22 protein-coding genes are annotated in these 21,373 nt (G+C 45.1%); 4 read left to right on the top strand and 18 right to left on the bottom strand.

The window, feature by feature from the left end:
* Positions 1-33 precede the first annotated feature (33 nt).
* The 16 genes from ACVBJC_RS10610 to ACVBJC_RS10685 form a co-directional block, all read right to left on the bottom strand.
* Positions 34-420, bottom strand: a complete 387-nt coding sequence (locus tag ACVBJC_RS10610) for a flagellar protein FlaG (protein WP_447161465.1) — start codon at positions 418-420, stop codon at positions 34-36.
* Between the two features lie 138 nt (positions 421-558).
* A complete protein-coding gene (locus tag ACVBJC_RS10615) occupies positions 559-1,377 on the bottom strand; it encodes a flagellin N-terminal helical domain-containing protein (protein WP_447161420.1) in 819 nt (272 codons plus the stop codon).
* Between the two features lie 289 nt (positions 1,378-1,666).
* Complete coding sequence (locus ACVBJC_RS10620; protein WP_447161421.1) at positions 1,667-2,488, bottom strand: flagellin N-terminal helical domain-containing protein; 822 nt, start codon at positions 2,486-2,488, stop codon at positions 1,667-1,669.
* A 92-nt stretch (positions 2,489-2,580) separates the two neighbouring features.
* Complete coding sequence (flgL, locus tag ACVBJC_RS10625; protein WP_447161422.1) at positions 2,581-3,771, bottom strand: flagellar hook-associated protein FlgL; 1,191 nt, start codon at positions 3,769-3,771, stop codon at positions 2,581-2,583.
* A gap of 44 nt (positions 3,772-3,815) precedes the next feature.
* Positions 3,816-5,738 carry a flagellar hook-associated protein FlgK gene (flgK, locus tag ACVBJC_RS10630; RefSeq protein ID WP_447161423.1) on the bottom strand — a complete coding sequence of 641 codons (1,923 nt, stop codon included), beginning with the start codon at positions 5,736-5,738 and terminating at the stop codon, positions 3,816-3,818.
* 43 nt (positions 5,739-5,781) lie between these two features.
* Positions 5,782-6,939: a flagellar assembly peptidoglycan hydrolase FlgJ gene (gene flgJ / locus ACVBJC_RS10635; RefSeq protein ID WP_447161424.1), complete on the bottom strand. Its 1,158-nt coding sequence runs from the start codon at positions 6,937-6,939 to the stop codon at positions 5,782-5,784.
* 28 nt (positions 6,940-6,967) lie between these two features.
* Positions 6,968-8,059: a flagellar basal body P-ring protein FlgI gene (locus tag ACVBJC_RS10640; RefSeq protein ID WP_447161466.1), complete on the bottom strand. Its 1,092-nt coding sequence runs from the start codon at positions 8,057-8,059 to the stop codon at positions 6,968-6,970.
* A gap of 37 nt (positions 8,060-8,096) precedes the next feature.
* Positions 8,097-8,771, bottom strand: a complete 675-nt coding sequence (flgH, locus tag ACVBJC_RS10645; RefSeq protein WP_447161425.1) for a flagellar basal body L-ring protein FlgH — start codon at positions 8,769-8,771, stop codon at positions 8,097-8,099.
* A 22-nt stretch (positions 8,772-8,793) separates the two neighbouring features.
* The gene (gene flgG, locus ACVBJC_RS10650) at positions 8,794-9,582 is read right to left on the bottom strand and encodes a flagellar basal-body rod protein FlgG (protein WP_447161426.1); all 789 of its coding nucleotides are present in this window, start codon (positions 9,580-9,582) and stop codon (positions 8,794-8,796) included.
* Between the two features lie 10 nt (positions 9,583-9,592).
* On the bottom strand, positions 9,593-10,336 hold the full coding sequence (flgF, locus tag ACVBJC_RS10655) for a flagellar basal-body rod protein FlgF (RefSeq protein WP_447161427.1): 744 nt from the start codon (positions 10,334-10,336) through the stop codon (positions 9,593-9,595).
* A 606-nt stretch (positions 10,337-10,942) separates the two neighbouring features.
* Entirely contained in the window at positions 10,943-12,304 is a 1,362-nt protein-coding gene (gene flgE / locus ACVBJC_RS10660) for a flagellar hook protein FlgE (protein ID WP_447161428.1), read from the bottom strand.
* Between the two features lie 88 nt (positions 12,305-12,392).
* Positions 12,393-13,205 carry a flagellar hook assembly protein FlgD gene (gene flgD, locus ACVBJC_RS10665; RefSeq protein WP_447161429.1) on the bottom strand — a complete coding sequence of 271 codons (813 nt, stop codon included), beginning with the start codon at positions 13,203-13,205 and terminating at the stop codon, positions 12,393-12,395.
* Positions 13,206-13,230: 25 nt separating this feature from the next.
* A complete protein-coding gene (gene flgC, locus ACVBJC_RS10670) occupies positions 13,231-13,647 on the bottom strand; it encodes a flagellar basal body rod protein FlgC (RefSeq protein ID WP_447161430.1) in 417 nt (138 codons plus the stop codon).
* A 2-nt stretch (positions 13,648-13,649) separates the two neighbouring features.
* Positions 13,650-14,048 (bottom strand): flagellar basal body rod protein FlgB, encoded by a 399-nt coding sequence (flgB, locus tag ACVBJC_RS10675; protein WP_447161431.1) that lies wholly within the window; start codon positions 14,046-14,048, stop codon positions 13,650-13,652.
* A gap of 163 nt (positions 14,049-14,211) precedes the next feature.
* Complete coding sequence (locus ACVBJC_RS10680) at positions 14,212-15,051, bottom strand: CheR family methyltransferase (protein WP_447161467.1); 840 nt, start codon at positions 15,049-15,051, stop codon at positions 14,212-14,214.
* A 143-nt stretch (positions 15,052-15,194) separates the two neighbouring features.
* Positions 15,195-16,115 carry a chemotaxis protein CheV gene (locus ACVBJC_RS10685; protein WP_447161432.1) on the bottom strand — a complete coding sequence of 307 codons (921 nt, stop codon included), beginning with the start codon at positions 16,113-16,115 and terminating at the stop codon, positions 15,195-15,197.
* Between the two features lie 296 nt (positions 16,116-16,411).
* Between ACVBJC_RS10685 and flgA the strand changes: the two genes are divergently transcribed.
* The 3 genes from flgA (at position 16,412) to ACVBJC_RS10700 (ending at position 18,044) form a co-directional block, all read left to right on the top strand.
* Positions 16,412-17,119 carry a flagellar basal body P-ring formation chaperone FlgA gene (gene flgA / locus ACVBJC_RS10690; protein WP_447161433.1) on the top strand — a complete coding sequence of 236 codons (708 nt, stop codon included), beginning with the start codon at positions 16,412-16,414 and terminating at the stop codon, positions 17,117-17,119.
* Between the two features lie 97 nt (positions 17,120-17,216).
* Positions 17,217-17,534 carry a flagellar biosynthesis anti-sigma factor FlgM gene (gene flgM, locus ACVBJC_RS10695; protein WP_447161434.1) on the top strand — a complete coding sequence of 106 codons (318 nt, stop codon included), beginning with the start codon at positions 17,217-17,219 and terminating at the stop codon, positions 17,532-17,534.
* 84 nt (positions 17,535-17,618) lie between these two features.
* Positions 17,619-18,044, top strand: a complete 426-nt coding sequence (locus ACVBJC_RS10700) for a flagella synthesis protein FlgN (RefSeq protein WP_447161435.1) — start codon at positions 17,619-17,621, stop codon at positions 18,042-18,044.
* Between the two features lie 675 nt (positions 18,045-18,719).
* Here ACVBJC_RS10700 and ACVBJC_RS10705 read toward each other — a convergent pair.
* Positions 18,720-19,166 carry an LPP20 family lipoprotein gene (locus ACVBJC_RS10705; RefSeq protein ID WP_447161436.1) on the bottom strand — a complete coding sequence of 149 codons (447 nt, stop codon included), beginning with the start codon at positions 19,164-19,166 and terminating at the stop codon, positions 18,720-18,722.
* Positions 19,167-19,796 carry a FlgO family outer membrane protein gene (locus ACVBJC_RS10710; RefSeq protein WP_447161437.1) on the bottom strand — a complete coding sequence of 210 codons (630 nt, stop codon included), beginning with the start codon at positions 19,794-19,796 and terminating at the stop codon, positions 19,167-19,169. It lies immediately after the preceding gene.
* A 374-nt stretch (positions 19,797-20,170) separates the two neighbouring features.
* Between ACVBJC_RS10710 and ACVBJC_RS10715 the strand changes: the two genes are divergently transcribed.
* Entirely contained in the window at positions 20,171-21,340 is a 1,170-nt protein-coding gene (locus tag ACVBJC_RS10715) for a flagellar assembly protein FlgT (protein ID WP_447161438.1), read from the top strand.
* Positions 21,341-21,373: the final 33 nt, after the last annotated feature.

The raw sequence follows: 21,373 nt of genomic DNA on the forward strand, positions 1-21,373 counted from the left end.
CTAGACAAAATAATTTGATTGTTGACGCGTCTGTTACGCTTCAGTCTTAAGCAAGAATCCAGCCACTTCTGCTAGCTTTTGCGCTAACTCAAGTGCTTCTTCATTTGGGATCTGGCGAATAACATCCCCAGAGTCTACATCCATAACACTAACAATATTCTGACCTGAGTGTTCATCAACTTTAAAGGCTAAACCTTTTCGCATCAACGACATCATATCGGTAAGCTCATTTGCAACATCATGAAGCGCTAGCGTTTGCTCTTTGGCCTCTTCCGTTGAGGATATGCCACTGATTGCGCCTTCAGCTTTGCTTTTCAAAGCAGAGCTTAGCAACGGCTCTGAACCTGTAGCTGCAGTGCTATTATTCGTATCCAATTTTACAGCTGTAGGGTTTGTGGAACTAGCGAAACTTACATCCATTGTCATACTTCACCTCCATAAGACTGTATTTAACGACGTACTAAACGCCTTGAAATGTAAACAACAAAGGGAGACTCATTACGAATCTCCCTTTTAGGCTACTACTTTAACGTTCTGCTCTCTTATTGAGAGCCCCTATTAAAGAAGAGATAGTGCAACTTGTGGTAACTGGTTTGCTTGTGCGAGCATCGCAGAACCTGTTTGCTGTAGCACCTGGTTCTTAGTCATCGCAGCAGTTTCTTTGGCAAAATCCACATCAACAATACGGCTCTTAGCATCTGCAACGTTAGCTTGAGTATTGGCACTGTTACTGATGTTGTGTGATAAACGGTTTTGAACCGCACCCAATTCAGCACGTTGACCATCAATGTTCTTGATTGCCGCATCAAGCTTACCAATGGCAGCATCACGACCCGCTGAAGTTGTTACATCTAATGTTCCAACCGAAAGTGTTGTCGCATCGGTCTTTTTAACGGTAATCGTGACATCTTCACCATCTTGGTGACCAACTTGGAACTTCTTACCGGTAGAGAAACCGCCATCCATTAACTTAGTGTTACCAAATGCAGTTGTATCACCAATTGAGGTAATCTCTGTTGCAAGCTCATCCATTTCAGCTTTAATCGCTGTTAAATCGTCAGCACTGTTTGCACCGTTTTCAGATTGGATTGCTAGGTCACGCATACGCTGAAGCATGTTTGTTTGCTCCTGCATTGCACCTTCAGAGATTTGCGCAATCGAGATAGCATCGTTTGCGTTACGCATGCCCACTTCTAGACCACGTACCTGTGAATCTAGACGGTTAGAAATAGCTAGACCCGCTGCATCGTCCTTCGCACCGTTAATGCGTAGACCACTTGAAAGACGCTCCATTGAAGTTGCCAAACCTTGGCTAGAAGCATTCAAGTTCTTTTGTGCTTTCATTGAAGTCACGTTTGTATTTACTGTAATAGCCATAATCTGTTTCCTCTTTAATACCTGGCTTTAAAACTTGCCTGTCTATTTACGCCAGGCGGGTCTATTGGGTTACAGTAACTTTAACGGCAGTGATTTTTTATTCTTTAGTGCTTTTTTTGAAAAAAATAATTTAATTTAAAAAAACCAATAAATACAGCAAAGTAAGAACGATACAAGCGTCGACTTTTAGCTACAAAAAGAAAATCCATATTCACTGTGCAAACAGTCAATATGGATCTTTAATGCGCAATTACCCAGTTAATTAGGGTTAAGCATAACCGACGTTAAATTAGCCCAGTAATGATAATGCCACTTGTGGTAACTGATTCGCTTGAGCAAGCATAGCACTGCCCGTTTGCTGTAGTACTTGGTTTTTAGTCATCTCTGCAGTTTCTTTGGCAAAGTCAACGTCAACAATTCGGCTCTTAGCGTCGGCTACGTTAGCCTGAGTATTAGCACTGTTACTAATATTGTGTGAAAGACGGTTTTGCACCGCACCAAGTTCCGCACGTTGGGTATCAATGTTTTTGATTGCCGCGTCAAGTTGGCCAATTGCCACGTCACGGCCTGCAGATGTTGTCACGTTAAGTGCCGCGACAGAAAGCGTTGTCGCGTTAGTAGTCTTAACCGTTACCGTTACGTCTTCACCATCTTGGTGACCAACTTGGAACTTCTTACCCGCAGAGAACTCACCCGCAAGCAGCTTTGTATTACCAAAAGCGGTACTGTCACCAATGGCTGTAATTTCAGTTACTAGCTGATCCATCTCTTCTTTGATGGCTGTTAAGTCATCGGCACTGTTTGCACCGTTCTCAGATTGAATTGCCAAGTCACGCATACGCTGCAGCATGTTTGTCTGCTCTTGCATCGCGCCTTCGGAAATTTGTGCAATAGAAATTGCATCGTTAGCGTTACGCATGCCGACTTCAAGACCACGAACCTGCGAGTTCAAGCGGTTAGAAATCGCTAAACCAGCAGCATCATCTTTAGCACTGTTAATGCGAAGACCACTTGATAAACGCTCCATTGATGTAGAAAGCCCTTGGCTTGAAGTATTAAGGTTCTTCTGCGCTTTCATAGATGTAACGTTGGTATTAACGGTAATAGCCATTATGATTTCCCTTATCTAAAGTTACCGCCAAGACTTTAGGCTTGGCTAATTTCGGTTAATTTGAATTCTTATTATCCAGCTGGCATACACGGTTAGATATAATCAAACAGTGATACAGTGCCAACCTTAGTAAATACACTTGATGCCGCATTCAAAGCCTGCTGTTGCTGCTCTAGTTGCGTTATCGCCTCGGCGTAATCTAAATCTTCTAACATCGATAAAGCCGAGTTATTTACAATTTTCTCTTCTTCATGGGTTGCTGCATAACTGTCTAAGCTTTTTAAGCTATTACCCGCTACGCCTCGTGCAACATCTAATTGATTCATACCACTGTCGATATTATTCAACATTTGTGCCAACTCTGATTGCCCTGCAGGTGTATTCACTTTATTTGGATCTTCAATCAGTGCAATTGCGCTATTGATGGTATCGAGTAAACTCACCTCTGGTGCGTGTTCCATGGTAAATGAGTCCCCTGGCGCCGGCTTACCATCAAGTTTAACTTCGATGCCGTTAAACGATACTGGTGTGTTGGGGTCAAATGCGGTAACCGTGGTTACAACGGCATTTGTCGAATCTCTGACTTCTAAATCATTCCCCACCATGTTGAATGTATAGGTATCTGGCACATGGGTTGCGGGATCTGTCACTTTTGCGCTTTCAACACTAAACTCACCAGTTTGCGTGGCCAAATAATTGACGCTGTAGTCGCCTAACCCATTCGCTGCATTCATAAAAGCGGTATCACCAGGAATATTGGCCCCAATCGTCGCGCCAGACGCAACAATACTGTCACGCACCCCACTATCACCGTGATAAACCACACTACCACTGGCATCAAACTCAAAAGGTTGACTATCAGTATTAAATCCACTGAACAGGTAATTACCTGACTCGTCTTTGCTATTAGCAATTGACATGAGTTCTTCTAAGCTGCCGCGTATCTCATCGGCAACAGTTTGCCGATCGGAATCGGTCAAGGTGCCGTTCACCGCCCTAAGGACTTGCTCTCTTACACTACTGGTAATTGTTGCTGCACTGCCAAGCTTGCTCTCTGACACTGACAAGCGGTTTTTAGCGTAATCAATATTTTTCAGAAACTGATCGACCACTGCATTTTGTTGATTTAGATTTCCGATCCCCACAGAAGCCACGGGATCGTCACCAGCAGTGTTCACTCGCTTCCCTGTCGATAACTGCTCGATGATTTGGCTTGTTTGCGACTGCTTTTGGGTCACACTATTTATGTTTTGATGAAACATTTGCGCAGTTGAAATTCGCATAATCTGATTTCCTAATCCTGTCTCAAATATTTAAGCGTTCAGTGCTAGCGCAATGAGCTAAATAGTGTGTTAAATATCTCATTGGCGGTGGTCATGATCCGTGCCGATGCTTGATACGACTGCTGAAAACGCATGAGATTGGCCGCTTCTTCATCAAGGTTTACCCCTGATACACTTTGGATTCGAGTGTAAGCCTGGTTATAAATCGCTTCAGATGAGCCCATAGACATTTCAGCTGACTTGGTTTTACTACCTACATCTAAGGTTGTGTTCTCAAACACATCGGTTAGCGTGGTTTTACCACCATTCATCAACTTGGCCTCGCTGAGCTTAGCCATGTTGACCATATTGCTGTTGTCACCTTCGGCAAATGACAAATCAAAGCTAAACTTCTCGGTACTCGATGCCGTAGAATCAATCTCAAAAGTAAAACCATGAGCACTGATTGTCGGTGGCGTATACGCCGCTGCCGCGCCAAGTGATGTACCATTAACATCAAACACTTCAAAGCTTGGTGGTACGGCTGATGGGTCAATTTCAAATGTTAATTCAGAGCCCGTTACAGGAAAGTTTGCCGCACTTCTATCATCAATGCTGATCACGCTCACTTGACTGTTGCCGGTATTGGCCGCATCGGCGGTAATCTTTGAACCTGCGGCGGCAATACCTTTGGGATCGGTCATTTCAACCGATAAGGACACTGCAGCACTCGATGTTGGGCGGATCTCAAAGGTGTCCCCCGAAGCCAATGCCCCTGCATCGATATTGATACTAAAGCCGTTCGCGCCCTCAAGCTTGGTGCCATTGAGTGTGAGCGGCGTAATATTGCCGCTGGCGGCATCTTTTAATTCATAGCTTGAAGGTGCGGTGAACTTAAGCTCATAGCTACTGCCGCTTAGGCTGCCAACATCATCAATATTAACGCTTAAATTTGCATTACCGGTATTGCTTGAAAGTGCGCCAACGCGACCGAGTTGCATAGATGGGTCGTTAATGTCGGTAAAGATATTGCCACCCACTTGGCCATTTAAGTCAAACCCTTGAGCCTGGGCTTGGTTAAACGCATCGCTCACTCCTAAAGCAAATTGACCCAGCTCCATTTGCGATGGAATTAATGTTTCATCGCGATAATTAACTAGGGCGCCTAACTGACCACCGAGTTTGCTCGCATCAATAATCATGCTCTTGCTACCCGATTGCGCCGTAATTTGCAGCTCATTTGGGTAAGGGTCGCCTTGGGCGGTTCCCATTTGCATCGACATTTCGCCCGAGACCAACATCATCGAACCGCCGAGCATAATGCTCTTGGCTCCAGACTCTAGTGGTACTACGTTGACAGAGGCATACTCACTGAGCTCAAGGATCAACGCATCTTGCTTGTCTAATAACTGCATATCTTGACCTTGAGACTTCATCAGCTCACGGTTGATACTGCCCAGTTCATTACTGATCTCATTGATCCGGTCGGTCACGGCAGAGATCTGGTCGTTGGTTTGGGTCATTTGCCCATCAAGATGACCTTGCATCTGATTAACACTATTAGCTAACTGATTAGCACTGGTTAACAACGAACCACGCAGACCCATATCACCAGGGATATCGGCCAACGCGTTCATGCTCGCGAAGAAATCATTTAGCCCTTGCGGTACCGCTTTGCCTATTTGCGAAAACAGTTGGTCAAGCTCACTCATCTTGCTAAAGGTGGTTTGTGATTCACTGACCGCAGTAGAGCCAATGCGAAGCTCGCGCGCCGCATAATCGTTGTAGACACGCTTAACGTCTGACACATAAGTGCCTGCGCCATAAAAATCATTGCCCACACGCTGTGAATCCAGTGTCGACTGTGACACTACCTGACGGTTGTAGCCTGCAGTATTGGCATTGGCGATGTTATTACTGGTAATAGCCAGTTGCGACTGCGAAGCCAGTACACCTGTACGAGCAATATTCATTAAATCTAAAGACATGAGTACTGGCTCCCGACTTCAAGAGATTGAACAAGTCTTTTCTTCATTGCTTAACCCCTTGCAAGACATCGTTAAAGTCTCGAGTAATGGTTTTCATCACCTGAATAACCTTGTCGGCATATTTAGGATCGGTGGCGTACCCAGCGTCTTGTAAAGAACGAATAAACGCTTGTGGGTTTGCCGCTTGTTTCATGGCGTCTTGATAGCGCTCGCCATTAGATACAAACGACACAAAATCATTAAAGCTTTGGCCTATATCGTCATACACCCTAAAATTCGCCTGCTGCTTAACGGCGATGCCCTGCTCATACTCCAGAGTACTAACGGAGGCTTTATCGCCTTGCCAGCGGTTGTCAGCCTTAATGTTAAACAGATTATTGCTTTGCTGCCCTTGATGACCTTTAACCATTTTCTGCCCCCAACCTGTTTCTAGCGCTGACTGAGCAATCAATACTTCTGGCGTAGTGCCCAATGCCTCAGCGGCTTTTTGTGCATGGGGATATAAACGGGCAACAAATTCATCTTGGCTGGTAAAGTTGGCTTGAGACTTATCACTATTGACTGCCGCTGACGGCAACACTTTGCCACTCAATACTGAATCTAATGTTTGAGTCTGAGCGCTACTGGTTAATGCATGTGGTGCTGGCGTTGCTTGACTGTGTATGGTTGGGCTTTTTAAATTAGAGCTCTGTAAACTAGAGCTCTGCATAGTTTGGCTTAATGAAGCGGGAGTCATTGCTGCAAACGGTGACATTTGAGTCACCGAACTATCAAGCCCCGAAACCTGAGAGTTTGGCATTTGTAACATGTCGGGCTTATCCATTGTCAGCGCTGCCGCTTTAGAGCCACCATTAATATCACCACGCAATACAGATGCAGGTGTCATAGGGCTATTAGCGGGATCCAGTTGCTGCACCATTAAATCGGCTAAGCCGAGCATGCCCTCACCAGAAAGATTGAGCGACATTTGCTGATCGTGCATCTGCTCATAAAACTTGGTGTATTGGCTGTTCATTGGGCTATCGGATTCAAACACAGCATTAGCATCACGCATGCTTTGCATCAGCATTTGCACGAAGATCCCTTCAAATTGCTGGGCGACTTCCTTTAACGCACTGGTTTCATCTTTTTGGGCTCTAGATCTTAATGAGTCTAGGCCTCCAAGATCCAGAAATTGCGATGCGTTCGACAGCTTTTCCATGACACCATTCCAATAAAACTGACAATATTTAGATTATTATCAATTCACCATGCAAAGCGCCTGCCATCTTTAACGCTTCGAGTATCGCAAGCACATCTGACGGAGCTGCTCCCACTAAATTAACCGCTCTAACGAGCTCATCTAGCGTGGTTCCCGGATTAAACATAAACATGCGGCTGTCTTCTTCAGCCACATCAACGGTACTGTCGGTGGTGACAACCGTTTGTCCATTTCCAAAGGGATTTGGCTGTGAAACCTGAGTTGCTTCAGCAATCGTCACTGTTAAACCACCATGAGTCACCGCCGCTGGCAATAATTTGACGTTTTGACCCACGACAATCGTACCGGTGCGAGAGTTAACAATCACCTTGGCTGATTCTGCGGCGGGCTCAACTTCAATATTCTCAAGCGTTGCCAAAAAAGATACCCGCTGTGATACATCTCGTGGTGCACTGACTTGCACTGATGCTGCGTCAAGTGGCCTTGCCATGCCAGGGCCTAACAGATCGTTAATCGCATCGGCTAAACGTTTTGCAGTTGAGAAGTCCGCACGGCGCAAGTTAAAGGTTAAATGATCGCCGGTAGAAAATGGCGTTGCTACAGTACGCTCAATAATCGCGCCATTGGGTATACGTCCAACTGTTGGTGTGTTTTGAACAACTTTAGAGCCATCCATCCCTTCAGCGCTAAAACCACTGACAACCATGCTGCCTTGAGCAATGGCATACACATTACCGTCAACCCCTCTTAAGAAGGTTTGCAGTAACATGCCACCACGTAAACTCTTTGCCTCACCTAAACTTGAAACCGTAACATCTAGGGTTTGACCCGGCTTGATAAACGGCGGCATGTCTGCACTGACGGCAACAACCGCGATGTTTTTAATCTTGGGTCTAAAGTTATCAGGCAAGTTAATGCCAAAATTCTTCAACATGGTTTTAAAGGTTTGCTCGGTATAACGGGTCTTTTCCCCCGTACCCGGTAAACCCACCACTAAACCGTAGCCGATTAACTGGTTACTACGCACACCCTGTACGTTTGCAATGTCTTTGATACGCTGGGCATGAACGGGAGCCGTCAATACCAACATGACACATAGCAATGCTAATTTTAATTTCATCATCCTAAATCCTTAGCAATAGGCGCCAATATAGAGCCTAAAACGGCCACCAGCTGCCCATAAAGAACGAGGCTAACCACCCCACTTTTTGTACTTCGGCGAACGTACCCGTTCCGCTGTACTGAATACGAGCATTAGCCACTCTTTGTGAGTCAATCGTATTGTCAGGTCGAATATCTTGCGCGCGAACAATACCGGTAATGCGAACAAACTCGTCACCGTTATTGATGCTTATCCATTTTTCACCACGAATAACCAGGTTACCGTTATTAAGCACCTGCATCACGTTAGCTGAAATACTGCCAGATAAGCTGTTGCTTTGGTCGGCGTCAGATTCGCGCTTGGTATTCATGCTGTCTTTGTAGCGTAAATCGATGGGATTGCCGCCAATGGTCACATTGCCGCCGCCAGCATAAATGGGGTCAAGCGACAGATCTGTGCCTTTAGAGATCTCGTTATTGGCGCTCTTTTTAGCCTGAGTCTGCTCCATCAATAACACGGTAATGATGTCACCCACTTTTAACGCTTTAATATCAGAGTAAAGGCTCGATGCCTGACTATCTTGATACATAGAGCCGGTTGCAGCGATTTTGGTTGGCGGCGCTTCAGGATAAACTGGCGCGTAATAAGGATCATCAGCAATTGGCTTGCCATTGGTCGAATTACAAGCCGATAAAGCCACCATAAAGAAAACAGCCCACAAACGCTTCATAGTCAAAGCCTCTTAAAATATCTTAAAGATTCTGGTTAACGTAAGACAACATCTGGTCAACCGCAGAGATCACCTTTGAGTTCATCTCATAAATACGCTGACTTTCAATCAGGTTTACCAGCTCTTCGGTCACGTTCACGTTTGAGGTTTCAAGCGCCCCCTGACGGATTGCACCCATACCATCGAGTGAAGCCGTACCTTGAATAGGTGTGCCACTTGCCCCAGTTTCTACGTACAGGTTTTGTCCCATTGGGTCGAGTCCCGACGGATTAATAAAATCGGATATGGCTAATTGACCTACCACTTGGTTTTCGGCATTACCTGGCGTCTTAACAGAGACTTCGCCTTCTGCCGAGACGGTAATGCTAGTGGCGCCTTCTGGAATGGTGATAGCAGGCTGGATCACATAACCTGAACCCGGCGTTACGATTTGGCCGGTTTCATCTAAACTAAACTGACCATTGCGGGTATAAGCTGCGGTGCCATCTGGCATCTGCACTTCAAAAAAACCTGGGCCTTCAATCATCAAGTCGAGCGAGTTATCAGTGGTCAACATGTTGCCCTGAGTAAACATCTCTTGAGTTGCGACCACTTTAGTACCGGCGCCAATACTTAAACCATTGGGCAATTTAGTATTCGATGCGCTAATGCCGCCAGCTTGACTGACGTTTTGATACAGCAAGTCTTCAAATACAGCACGGCTCTTTTTAAACCCGACGGTACTGGCGTTAGCCACGTTATTAGAAATAACTGAAATATCGGTTTGTTGAGCGTCTAAACCAGTCTTACTTATCCATAAAGCGGGATGCATAGTGTCTCTCCTAGCTTATGCGCATTAAGGAAGAGGACGCGCGATCGTTCTCTTCTGCTGTTTTCATCATTTTCACTTGCATCTCAAACTGACGCTGTAGGTCAATCATAGATACCATCTCATGGACGGCATTAACGTTACTGCCTTCCACTGCGCCGCTTAGCAGACCGACGCTTGGATCGGCCTGCGCATTCTCACCCGACATTAAACGGAACAAGCCGTCTTCACCGCGCATTAAATTTTGATTACCTGGGTTGACCAACTTGATGCGAGCAACCTCTTCAATCACCTCGGCTGTGGCACCTGACGGACGAACAGATACAATGCCATCTTGAGAGATTTCGACCTTTTCAATGGGTAGCGGCAATACAATCGGGCCATTGTCGCCCATCACTGCCGTGCCTCTATCATTACGCAGCACACCAGAGTTATCGAAACGCAAGCTGCCTGAACGGGTATACGCTTCACCGCCATTTTCAGCTTGCACAGCAATCCAGCCATCACCTTTGACGGCAATGTCTAAATCACGCCCAGTGGTTTTTATTGGACCGCTAGAAAAATTAGCTGACGGACTTTCTGTCATCGAGAACACGCGCGTAGGTAAACCTTCGCCAAAAGCCTGCATAGAGCGAGCTTGAGCAAGAGAGGCTTTGAAGCCATCTGTATTTGCGTTTGCTAAATTGTTGGCACTGACCGCCAACGAATTCATATTCTGTTTTGCGCCGCTCATCGCGACATAGAGCAATTTGTCCACTTTACACTCCGTCAAACTTCCGTCTAACGAAATTAATAGCAAACATCGTGCCAAGATATATAAAGAAGGACGCTACGCTGCTAGGACGTGACTATTGACTTTAATTGAATGCCACTGCGAGGGCGTCGCGTTGCGACTTCTAGATCCTAGGTTAAAGCTAAGATGAGAAAAGCTGAGACGGGCATGCAAAGACGAACGGCCTGCGGCATGACGGCACGTGACTGTTTGATTGAATTGAAGGTCACTACGGAACGCTTCGCTTACGGAAAAGCTTAAAAGATTAAACTGACGGCATAAATGCCGACCTACGAAAAAAGAAGGTTCTAGGTTCTAGGAAAGCATAAAGATCAAAGCAATTGCATAAATAAAACCAATGCTAGCTTTTGACTTTTCTTGCGCTTTTCCTATGACCTAGAAGCGAAGCGTCCTCGAAGTGAGCCTGCGAACGCCCTAGTAACTTCTTAGCTTATACCATTCTGTGAGTGAGCCTGCGAACGTTCCGTCTTCCGTGAGCGAAGCGTTCGGCTCTTGTGCTTTTCCTCGGTCATAAAACCAAGAAGGGACCTCGCAGTGAGCCTGCGAGCGCCCTTCTTAGCTTTTTAAAGCTTATCGAATTTGCAGAACTGTCTGTTGTAGCGTGTTGTTCACTTCAAGCGTTCTTGAGTTGGCCTGGAAGTTACGCTGAGCAGAGATCAAATCAACGAGTTCGGTCGTCAAGTCTACGTTTGACTGTTCAAGTGCCGATGAACGAACACTACCAAAAGTACCACTGTTTGCCTCTCCGGCAAGTGCCGGGCCTGAGTCTAAACTCGCCTTCCAAGAGGTATTACCCGCTTGCGTTAGCCCTTGCTCGTTAGCAAAGCTCACTAAGGCAACACGTGCAAGTGGTACTGTTGAACCATTGCTGTAACTGGCGTTAATTAGGCCGTCAGCGCCTACTTCAACGTTAGTTAAACGCCCTACCGTAGTACCATCTTGAGTTAACTCTGTCACCTCAAATGGCGATGCATACTGAGTTGGGTTATTAAAGTTTAGCGTTAAGGTCTGGCTACCATCAGCGCCAGCGCCTAATACATCTGCACCACCAACACCTAAGGCTTCTGTTTTAATAACTGCTGGATTGCTGCCGGTATATGCGCCAGTATCGTTAAATGAAATAGCCGCGCCTTTCCAACCCCCTGCGTTTTCAGCATTAGCAGTGCCATCAGCCGTACCGTCACCGTTGGTATCAGTCTTATACTCACCCGCGGCAGGATCTAAATCGACAGGTTTGCCGTCGACTGCATAAAACGCTACCCAGTTACTCTCACCGGTGTGAGCGGCATTAGGAGGACGTACAAAGTATGAGGTTAAAATGTGTGGCTCACCCAGTGAATCATACATGGTCACTGAGGTTGAGTTATTAAATGTATCTGGGTCATCTGGATCGAACGCTGCTGGATCGAGTGTCGCCTCGCCCGCATTTAGGTTCATCTGAATGCCGACGTTATCAGTCTTAACCGGACTACCTGCGGTATCAGGGATCTGTACCGGTTTAGTGGTGGTTAAACTCACCGACGTCGAGTTACCATCTTTATCTACAGGGAAGGTCTGTAAGAAGTTACCTGCTGAGTCAACGATATAGTTATTAGAGTCAAACTTGAAAGCGCCTGCACGGGTAAATGAATGATCTTGTGATCCCGCTTCAGATGAGGTCACAAAGAAGCCACCGCCGTTAATCGCCATATCGAGCGAGTTATTAGTGAATGCCATACTGCCCTGATGGAATTGCTGAGCAACTTGACTCGTTGTGACACCACCACCCACTGCAGTTTTACTGTTGGAAAAAATAGAGTTCGCGTAAACATCGGCAAATTCTGCGCGAGATTCCTTAAAGCCAGTGGTGTTAACGTTTGCAATATTGTTTGCCGTTGTATTTAGATCTTTTTGGGCTGACGAAATACCGCTCAGTGCAATGTTAAATGACATGATTCACCTCAATCCTTGTTTAATTCGGTTTCGAGACATTGGCGCTTTACCTTAAGCCGCAACATCTCGCAAAATGAGTTTCTAGCTATTAGGTTTCAGATACAGCTAACACATCACTGATCTTAATTCCGCCAACGCCACGTAAGTTTAAGATAGCGCCTGTCGCTGCTGTGCCAAGTGAAACGCTAGTAACATGTGCGTAAGTCGATACCGGTAGCTCTTCGCTTGTGCCGTTAACTTTACCGCTGGCTTTGAAGGTATAGTTACCATCAGCTACGGGCTGGCCGTTCTTATCTAAACCATCCCAACTGACATCGATATTGCCACCCGCACTGCCATCGACATTGTAGGTAGTGATTAGCTGACCTTTTTCATCTTCGATACGGACGATGATTGATTCGACAGGTTCCGGCGTACTGATGATGCCTTTCATGTTCGGATCTTCAGCAGAGATATGCGCAGTATCCGACGGGATAAGTACCTTTTGGCCAACAAGGCCTGAGGCCTGTAACGCCTGACTTGAGCTGGTTAACGCATTTAGATTAACAATCTCTTCGTTCAGTTTGCTGATCCCGTCTACCGTTGAGAAAGACGCCATCTGCTGGATCATCTGATCATTTTCAACAGGCTTAAAGGGATCTTGCATCGACAGCTGTTGACTCAATAGAGAGAAGAAATCCTCTTGGGTTAACTCCTGGCTATTGGGTTCAGGAATAGCGCTTTCTTCAGGCAAACGTAAGCCATCAAGAAACGGGTTACCCGTTGATGTCTGCTCAGTGTTAGTCGCCGATGCAGCCGTACTCTGAGCCGCAGCCTGCGCTGTTTGTGGCGAAATAGCATTAGCCTGTTGTGGCTGGCTAGCAGCCGGCTGTGTTGCGGTGAGCGGATTAATAAGGCTCAAAATTTACCTCCAGCTTTCACTGAGTTTATTTGCCCATTTTTAATGTCTGCTGAAGCATCGATTTTGCTGCTTCAGTGACTTGTACGTTCATTTGATAAGAGCGAGAGGCTGAAATCATGTTAGCCATCTCCTCCATTACATTCACATTAGGCTTGTAGATAAAGCCATCGGTGTCCGCCATAGGGTGACCTGGCGAAAACTCTTTATTCAGTGGCATATCACTTTCAACAATCCCTTTAACGGCAACTGACTGCGCTGCACTTTGATGCTGCTGCGCCTTACTCATTTCAGCTTCAAAGATAGGATGACGCGCACGGTAGGTTTCACCCACACTGCTTGATACAGAATCAGCATTGGCAATATTACTCGCCGTGGTGTTAAGTCTGACCGATTGGGCCGACATACCAGAACCTGCAACGTTAAAAATATTAAATAAGCTCATGATTAACTGCCTCTAAGTGCTTTTTTCATACCGGCGAACTTACTGTCAAGAAAACCCAGTGACATTTGATATTCCAGTGCGTTTTGCATAAAAGAAGACTGCTCTTGCTGAATATCAACCGTGTTACCGTCACCCGTATCAGGCTGATTTGGCACCCGGTAGCCCACATGTTGCTGAGTTAATGCCGCCATATCGAAGTGTTTAGTATCGCTTTTAGCCATAGCTAAACCCGATTGCTGAGATTGAGCCGCCCCCATCGCTTTAGAAAAATCGATATCACGGGCTTTATAATTTGGCGTATCAGCATTTGCAATATTTGAAGACAGGATCTCTGCACGCTGGGAGCGAACGCCCAAAGTGTATTGATGAACCCCTAATGCTTTGTCAAAACTAATCGCCATAAAATTGCCTCCTCAGCTCGATAGCTAGAACATAGCAATAGTTGTGCCAAATTAGAGAGATACTTGAAAGATTAGCTAGGAGACACATTCAACATCGAATGCTAGAGATAAAAAACGCGTCACAAAGACGCGTTAGTAGGAGCAGAGTCGAGCAAACAAAGCATTAGCCTCGTTTTTGATAGTAGATCCCAGGGTTACAACGCACCATATCAAATTCATCAGACAGACCCGCTATAGACTCGGACGCGCCTAGAAACAGTATGCCGTTAGGATTTAACGCGGCAGCAAATTGCCGTAGGATTTTCCGCTTTGCCTCTGGTGAAAAATAGATCAACACATTACGGCAAAAAATAATATCGAACTTGCCTAGTAAGGTATAACTTTCTAGCAGGTTATGGGCGCGAAAATTGACTAAGCGCTTAACGTTGTCTTTAACAACCATGTTGCCTGAGGGCAAAGCATCAAAAAACTGACGTTTGCGTTCATCAGACAAACCACGACCTAAGGCAAGATTATCGTATTGCGCATTTTTACAGCGCTCAAGCATAGAGGGTGACAAATCTGTTGCCAGAATACTTGCACTGGCGGGTAAGCTGCCAGGCTTGCGCTGTTGATGCTCTAATATTGTCATGGCTAACGAATACGGCTCTTGACCTGAAGAACAGGCTGCAGACCAGATTTTTACCGGTCGGCCTAAACGACTAAATGTGGGTAAAATCGTACTCGACAATAACTCGAAAGGATAACGGTCGCGAAACCATAAGGTTTCATTTGTCGTCATAGCATCGATAACTTCAGTGCGCAATTGGCGCTCAGTCGGTTTCATCGAATGCTTAACCACGTCTGATAAGGATGGCAAATTATATTTGCCCATAAGAGGTGCTAGTCGGCTACGCACCAGATACTGCTTATTTTCTCCCAACACAATACCGCTGTGCTGTTCTAAGAATAATCTAAATTGATTGTACTCATTCTCAGCAAGAGATTTATTCGCCACTCTAATATCCTAATTCAGTAAAACAAACCACAGTGGTCAATCAACATCGACCACGGGTAAAAACGAACGCAGGTTTATACCTTAGCATCAACACAAACACAAGCAAGCTATGGTTTATGCTGATACTAAATAACGGCAACTAATGGCAACTACAGGCTTAAATGCTTGTTTACCGCTGCGGCTAACTCATCAGGGTTAAACTTAGCGATAAAATCGTTAGCCCCCACCTTTTGCACCATCGCCTGATTAAACACACCGCTTAATGAAGTGTGTAATACCACTTTAATGTTTCTTAGCTTAGGATCATCACGAATTTCTGCGGTTAAGGTATAACCATCCATCTCTGGCATTTCAATGTCAGAAATAATCAATGGGATCTCAGTTGATACGTCATCAAGCTCTGCCGATATCGCCCGCAGTTTATTCAACGCTTCTCTACCGTCTTTGGCTGTATCTATTTGTAAATCGAGCGAAGTGAGCGCGCGAATAATTTGCTTACGAGCGACCGATGAGTCATCAATCACCATAATGTGGTAATGCTTATCACGGTCAATCGTTAAGGCATCATCCAGCTCTTTACTGGTGTTAGTGTTAACGGGTGAAATTTCATCAAGAATTCTCTCAACATCTAAAATCTCAACTAATTCGTTTTCAATTTCAGTCACCGCGGTCAGATAAGAGGATTTGCCCGCCCCTTGTGGTGGCGGCATAATGGCTTCCCAGTTCATATTAATAATTCGCTCAACTGAACTGACCAAGAAGCCCTGCACACTGCGGTTATATTCTGAGATAATAATGAAGCTGTTTTCAATATTCTCGATTGGACGACCACCGGTTGCCGCACTCAAGTCAATCACCGAAATCATCATACCGCGAACATGAGCAACGCCGCGCACCTTGGAGTTCAATTTTGGTAAGTTTGTTAAAGGTGGACACTGCAACACCTCTTTGACTTTAAAAACATTAATACCAAATCGTTGACGTCCATTTAGCTTAAATAACAATAATTCTAGGCGGTTTTGTCCAACCAATTGAGTCCGTTTATTGACTGATTCGAGAATATTCGACATACATTTTTTGCCTTGTACCTACTCATGTAGGCGATATCTATTTCAATTTAATTAGTGTGTGTAAATAGTCGTTATAATTTGGCTACACTCGGTGTATTTCACACAAGGTTTCACGCCATATTTCACACAACCATCACTTTTAGGCACATTAATTGCTTACTTGGAGCTATCCAAGCGAGTACGGCCTTTTCAGTCAAACTAATGACGCCAACCAATCCAAAAGGATAAAGATGACTGCAGTTCAGCACATAACACAATATTGTCGCATATTAGCGAATCAAGCCACTGCATTCATTATGAAAATCTACTTTTGCATCATTTTAGTTGTACTTTTGACCCCAATGGCGGCAACTGCCACTACAGCTGCCAGTATTCCATCTGTATCGACCATTTCTCAATTAGCTATAGCGGCTATTGAAGAAAAAATTGAAGCGCCTGATAAGGCAAAGATTAATATCAGCCCTCAGAGCCTAGATACGCGTGTCAACTTACCCAACTGCTACTTACCCATCACCGCCGAAATCGCCAGCGATCGTGCTATCCGCCGTAACAATACAGTTAAAATTAGCTGCAACAGTCCAGATTTAAGTTATCCATGGCAGATGTTCTTATCGGTAAGAGTGGAGATCCTGTACCCTGTTGTAGTCGCAAAATCGACCATGGGGCCGGGTGATCTGTTATCTAGAGACGATATTGCACTCGAATATATTGAGCAAACCACTTTGCGGGGCCAACAGTTTGAAAGTATCTCCGAAGTGATAGGGGCGAGATTAAAACGACGTGTCGCACCGGGGCACCCCATTTTTGCCAACCAACTCTGTATTGTGTGTAAAGGCGATAGCGTGTCGATATATGCGCGCTCTGACAATTTTGAAATTAAAACCGTTGGTGAAGCACTGCATGATGGCAACGTAGGTGATAAAGTTCGCATAAAAAATAGCCACTCCCATAAAAAACTCGATGCTCGCGTCACTGGCGTTGGCCAAGTCGAAGTAAGAATGTAAGAATGTACGAATAGAAGAATGTAAAAAGTCCTAAAGTAACCAGTGATGCTGCCGATAGCATGGGTAAGAAACTATTTTTTAACTGTTGGATTTCAAAATGGCTATTGATATTAAACAAGTAAACCCTCACGCCAATACGCGAATTAGTACGGGTGCGAGTACCAAAGCAACATCAGCACAAACTGCGCCAACAACACCCACTCCCGCCGCACAGAAAGGCGACTCGGTGTCGATTACCGCACAGGCTCAACAGATCCAAAATGTACAAACTAAGATGGCTGACATGCCAGAAATAGACCAAAAGAAAGTAGACGAAATTAAAGCCGCAATTGCCGAAGGGCGTTACAAAATCGATCCAGATAAGCTTGCAAGTAACATCGCAAACTTTGAAAATGATCTTAAAGATTTAAAGTAAGCGCTATGTGCTAGCTTATGTGCAAAGTAGGACATAACGGGTCAAAGCAGCGAACTCAATAGAGCGAAAATTAACAAGGCCATTATGACAAATTTATCTCAACTCCTTAGCTCACAACACCAAGTGTTGACTGAGCTAAACGCGGTTATTAGCCAAGAAAAACAAGCCTTGCATGCTCAGCAAGCCGATGTTTTGTTGTCGTTAGCCAGCACTAAGGCAAACCTATTGGCTAGCCTTAAACAAAATGATGAGATGATTGCCGTTCAGCCTGATCTAGCCTTATTAAAAACCGATCCTACATTATCTACACAAGTGACCGACACCAAAGTCTTATTAGCCGAGTGCCAACAACTCAATGCTGAAAATGAGTCACTGATTGAATTAAGTTTAGCCAGCTTAAATCGATTCTCACAAGCGCTACAGGTAAGCCGAAATGCGTCGAGCCTAACTTACGATGGCAAAGGAAAAACCTCTAGTATTTCAACGCTTGGAAATAATTTAAAAGCTTAACGGTTTTAAATGAAGGACGCTTCGCTGCGAGGACGTGACTTTGTCTCAATTGAATGTCACTTCGAGAGCGTCGCGTTGCGACTTCTAGATCCTAGGTTAAAGCTAAGACAGGAAACGCGAAGACGAACGGCCTTCGGCCTTACGGCACATGACTGTTTAATTTAATTGAAGGTCACTACAGAACGCTTCGCTTACACAAAAGCAAAGAGCCTAGACATTACAGAGCCCACCGTAACAACTAACATAACGTATCATCGCAATTGTAGCTTGAGCTGTAGCTTGGGCTTTAGCCCATCAAAGCTTACGTATCACTTCAAAACTGACGGCATAAAGGCCGACCTACTTTATAAAGAAGGTACGAGGAAAGGCAGGTACTAGGTTAAAGCTAAGACGGGAAACGCGAAGACGAACGGCCTTCGGCCTTACGGCACGTGACTGTTTAATTTAATTGAAGGTCACTACGGAGCGCTTCGCTTAAGGAAAAGAAAAACGACGGCATTAATGCCGACCTACGAAAAAAGAAGATTCTAGGTTCTAGGTTCTAGGTTCTAGGAAAGCATAAAGATCAAAGCAATTGCATAAATAAAACCAATGCAAGCTTTTGACTTTTCTTGCGCTTTTCCTAGGACCTAGAAGCGAAGCGTCCTCGAAGTGAGCCTGCGAACGCCCTGCCCCTTAAAAATACGTAATTTCTTTCACTCGTTGCGAGCGGTGTTGCTGCTGATATAGTGCCCATACTTGCTCAAAATCTAACTCTAGTTCCGTCACATAATGCTCACCAGCAGGATAACTTTTTACTATTTTAGCACCACGAATAACGCCCGATACAGACGCTTGAATTTCATCACTAGATAACATCCAGTCACTCATCTGGCTACTTGCACTCAATTGTTGACCATAAACCTGCTCTGCAAGTTCGCGATACGCCGCAATTTTCGAGGCTTGCATTGCCATTAATACACGCTGAGAATGTTCAGCTGCAGGTTGAGTGTCCAGCGGTGCATAACCGATTGCGCTCAACTTGGGAAAAGAGCGTGGTGCCTCTGTTTCATACTGCACATAGCGGTCTTGTGCCGAGCATGCACAAAGGGTTAACGCGGCACATAAAATAACGGCTTTCATCTATTTATCCCCTACTATTTTCACCGATTGCAGCCCGCCTTGGTTATTGCGATAAAGTAACCCATTTTCTGACACTACCTTTTCTGAAACGCGAATATAACCAGGCATCGCAGCGGCATTAACAAAACCTTGCGCCGCCGATACCACACGGTTATTAGTCACATTGACGATTCGGCTATTAATTGCCACCCCTTGGGTCGATAAACTCATCGTCGAAACCACCACATTCTCAACCGGTAAGTCTGAGGACAATTGCTGCCAATCACGACTCATAATAAACTCACCATCAGCAGTGACCTTAAGGGCATCACTGACATTAATATCAACTAAATTGAACTGATGATCATGTAACGCCGCAATCAAACCTTGTTGATATTGCAAAGCAAGCGCATTGGTCAATGTCATATCTGATACCAATACCGGGGTTGCCACCAGCAATGGCTGATTTGGGCGTAAGCTGTCGTTTTGCCGAACCAGTTCATTGGCCATCTGTTGAGACAAATGATTTATCGCAGCGGTATGCGGCAAACCATAACCGTTAGCCATCTGCTGCTCAGCGGAATTATCGCCCTCGGTGCTTGCACAGCCGATAGTCAGCAGTAAAGATAGAAAAATAATGGGCTTATACATGTTTAAACTTCCTATCAGACGTTAATCACTACAGCGAGTTGCAGCAATCGTTCCGACCTTATCCGTACGCATAAATGCTATTAAATTCATATCGGCAAAGCAGCCCAAAACTTTATCTATTTTGGCCCTAAACTTCTCAGACCTAGCTCAGTGTCCTCTCTACACAGCTGTTAATAAAAAATCATCGAGTACTCCTGCTAAAGGATAGCCACAAATCTGCCGATACAGGCACGTTAATTGCTTAACTCATTGCTAAAAGGCAGGTTTGTCAGTTATCCGGCACAAAGCTATGCAAAAAGCTATGTCAAACAAATATGCAGAGTAACTATGCACAATAACCATGCCATCAATTTCTCGAAAACTGGACAGGTAAGATGAAACCAGCGCTATATTCAATCACAGCACTCGTGTGCTTAATGTCATCCGTTGTCACGTTGCCAGCACAAGCCAAGTGGATCACTGCCAGTGGCCAAGCAAAAATTACCGATAACAACGTCACTCAAGCAAGAGAAAACGCCATTCACCAAGCCGTAAGTTATGCCACGTTACAGTCGGGTGCACGCTTTAGTAGCCAACAAACCGTCAGTAACGGCCAATTAATCAATGACACTTTTGCCATGGCACATCAGGCGCAAAGCCAAAATGTTGAACTTATCAGTGAGCGTATTGAAAACAATGAAATCACCGTCAATGTTCGTATCGATATCATTGAACCGCTCAACGACACTTGCCAAAGTAGCCAGCTTAAAGCGGCCATTTTAATCCCCCAGGCATTAATCAAAGACAGAACCCAGCTTAGAGTCGGCAATATTGGTCTGTTCGAGCAAAACCTGTCAGAGCGTTTAGCCTTCACGCTAGAGCAACACTCTAACAGTAGCTTTCCACTGACCCATGCCAATGAGCGTTTAGACATAGACCAAGCTTTAATTGATGTGCGTGGCTATCGCTTACCTAGCTGGTTGAGTGAGATAACAGACAGCCAATATATTCTGCTGCCAGAGATCATCGATATATCAACTGAAGATTTCACCAGTACCCTTGGGCTGTGGGACAACGACCCCATGCGTAATTTTCAAATTCGAGTATCGCTCTTTCATGGTATTAGCGGCGAGAAAGTCTGGAGTCAACAATACAGCCAAGCGGCAGAATGGGAGTTTCAGCGCCAGCAAACGGTTAACTCTAATAGCACCAGTTTCTGGAGTTCTGACTACGGCCAGGTAATTGATCAAATTTTGGCTCAAGTTAGCAATGATTTAGATAACAGCTTAAATTGCCGCCCACTACTCGGTCAGGTGGTATCTAAACAGGCCGATAGGATTATCCTCAACCTAGGCAGACGCCACGGCATTCGAGTCGGTGACACGCTTCAACTAGTATTGCAGCAAAATATGCCCGATAGACTCGATAACATGCGCGCGGTGGCAGGAAAAAGTAAAGCGACCATCACCATAGATCAAGTGACAGAAGAAAGTGCTACAGCGGTATTAGATGGCATCGCCGCATCGCTCAATATTCAAATTAATGACTTGGCGATAAAGCTATAACTGGAGCAGGCTTAAGCCTGCACTAAAATGACT

The organism is Shewanella sp. 0m-6 (genome assembly GCF_052977325.1).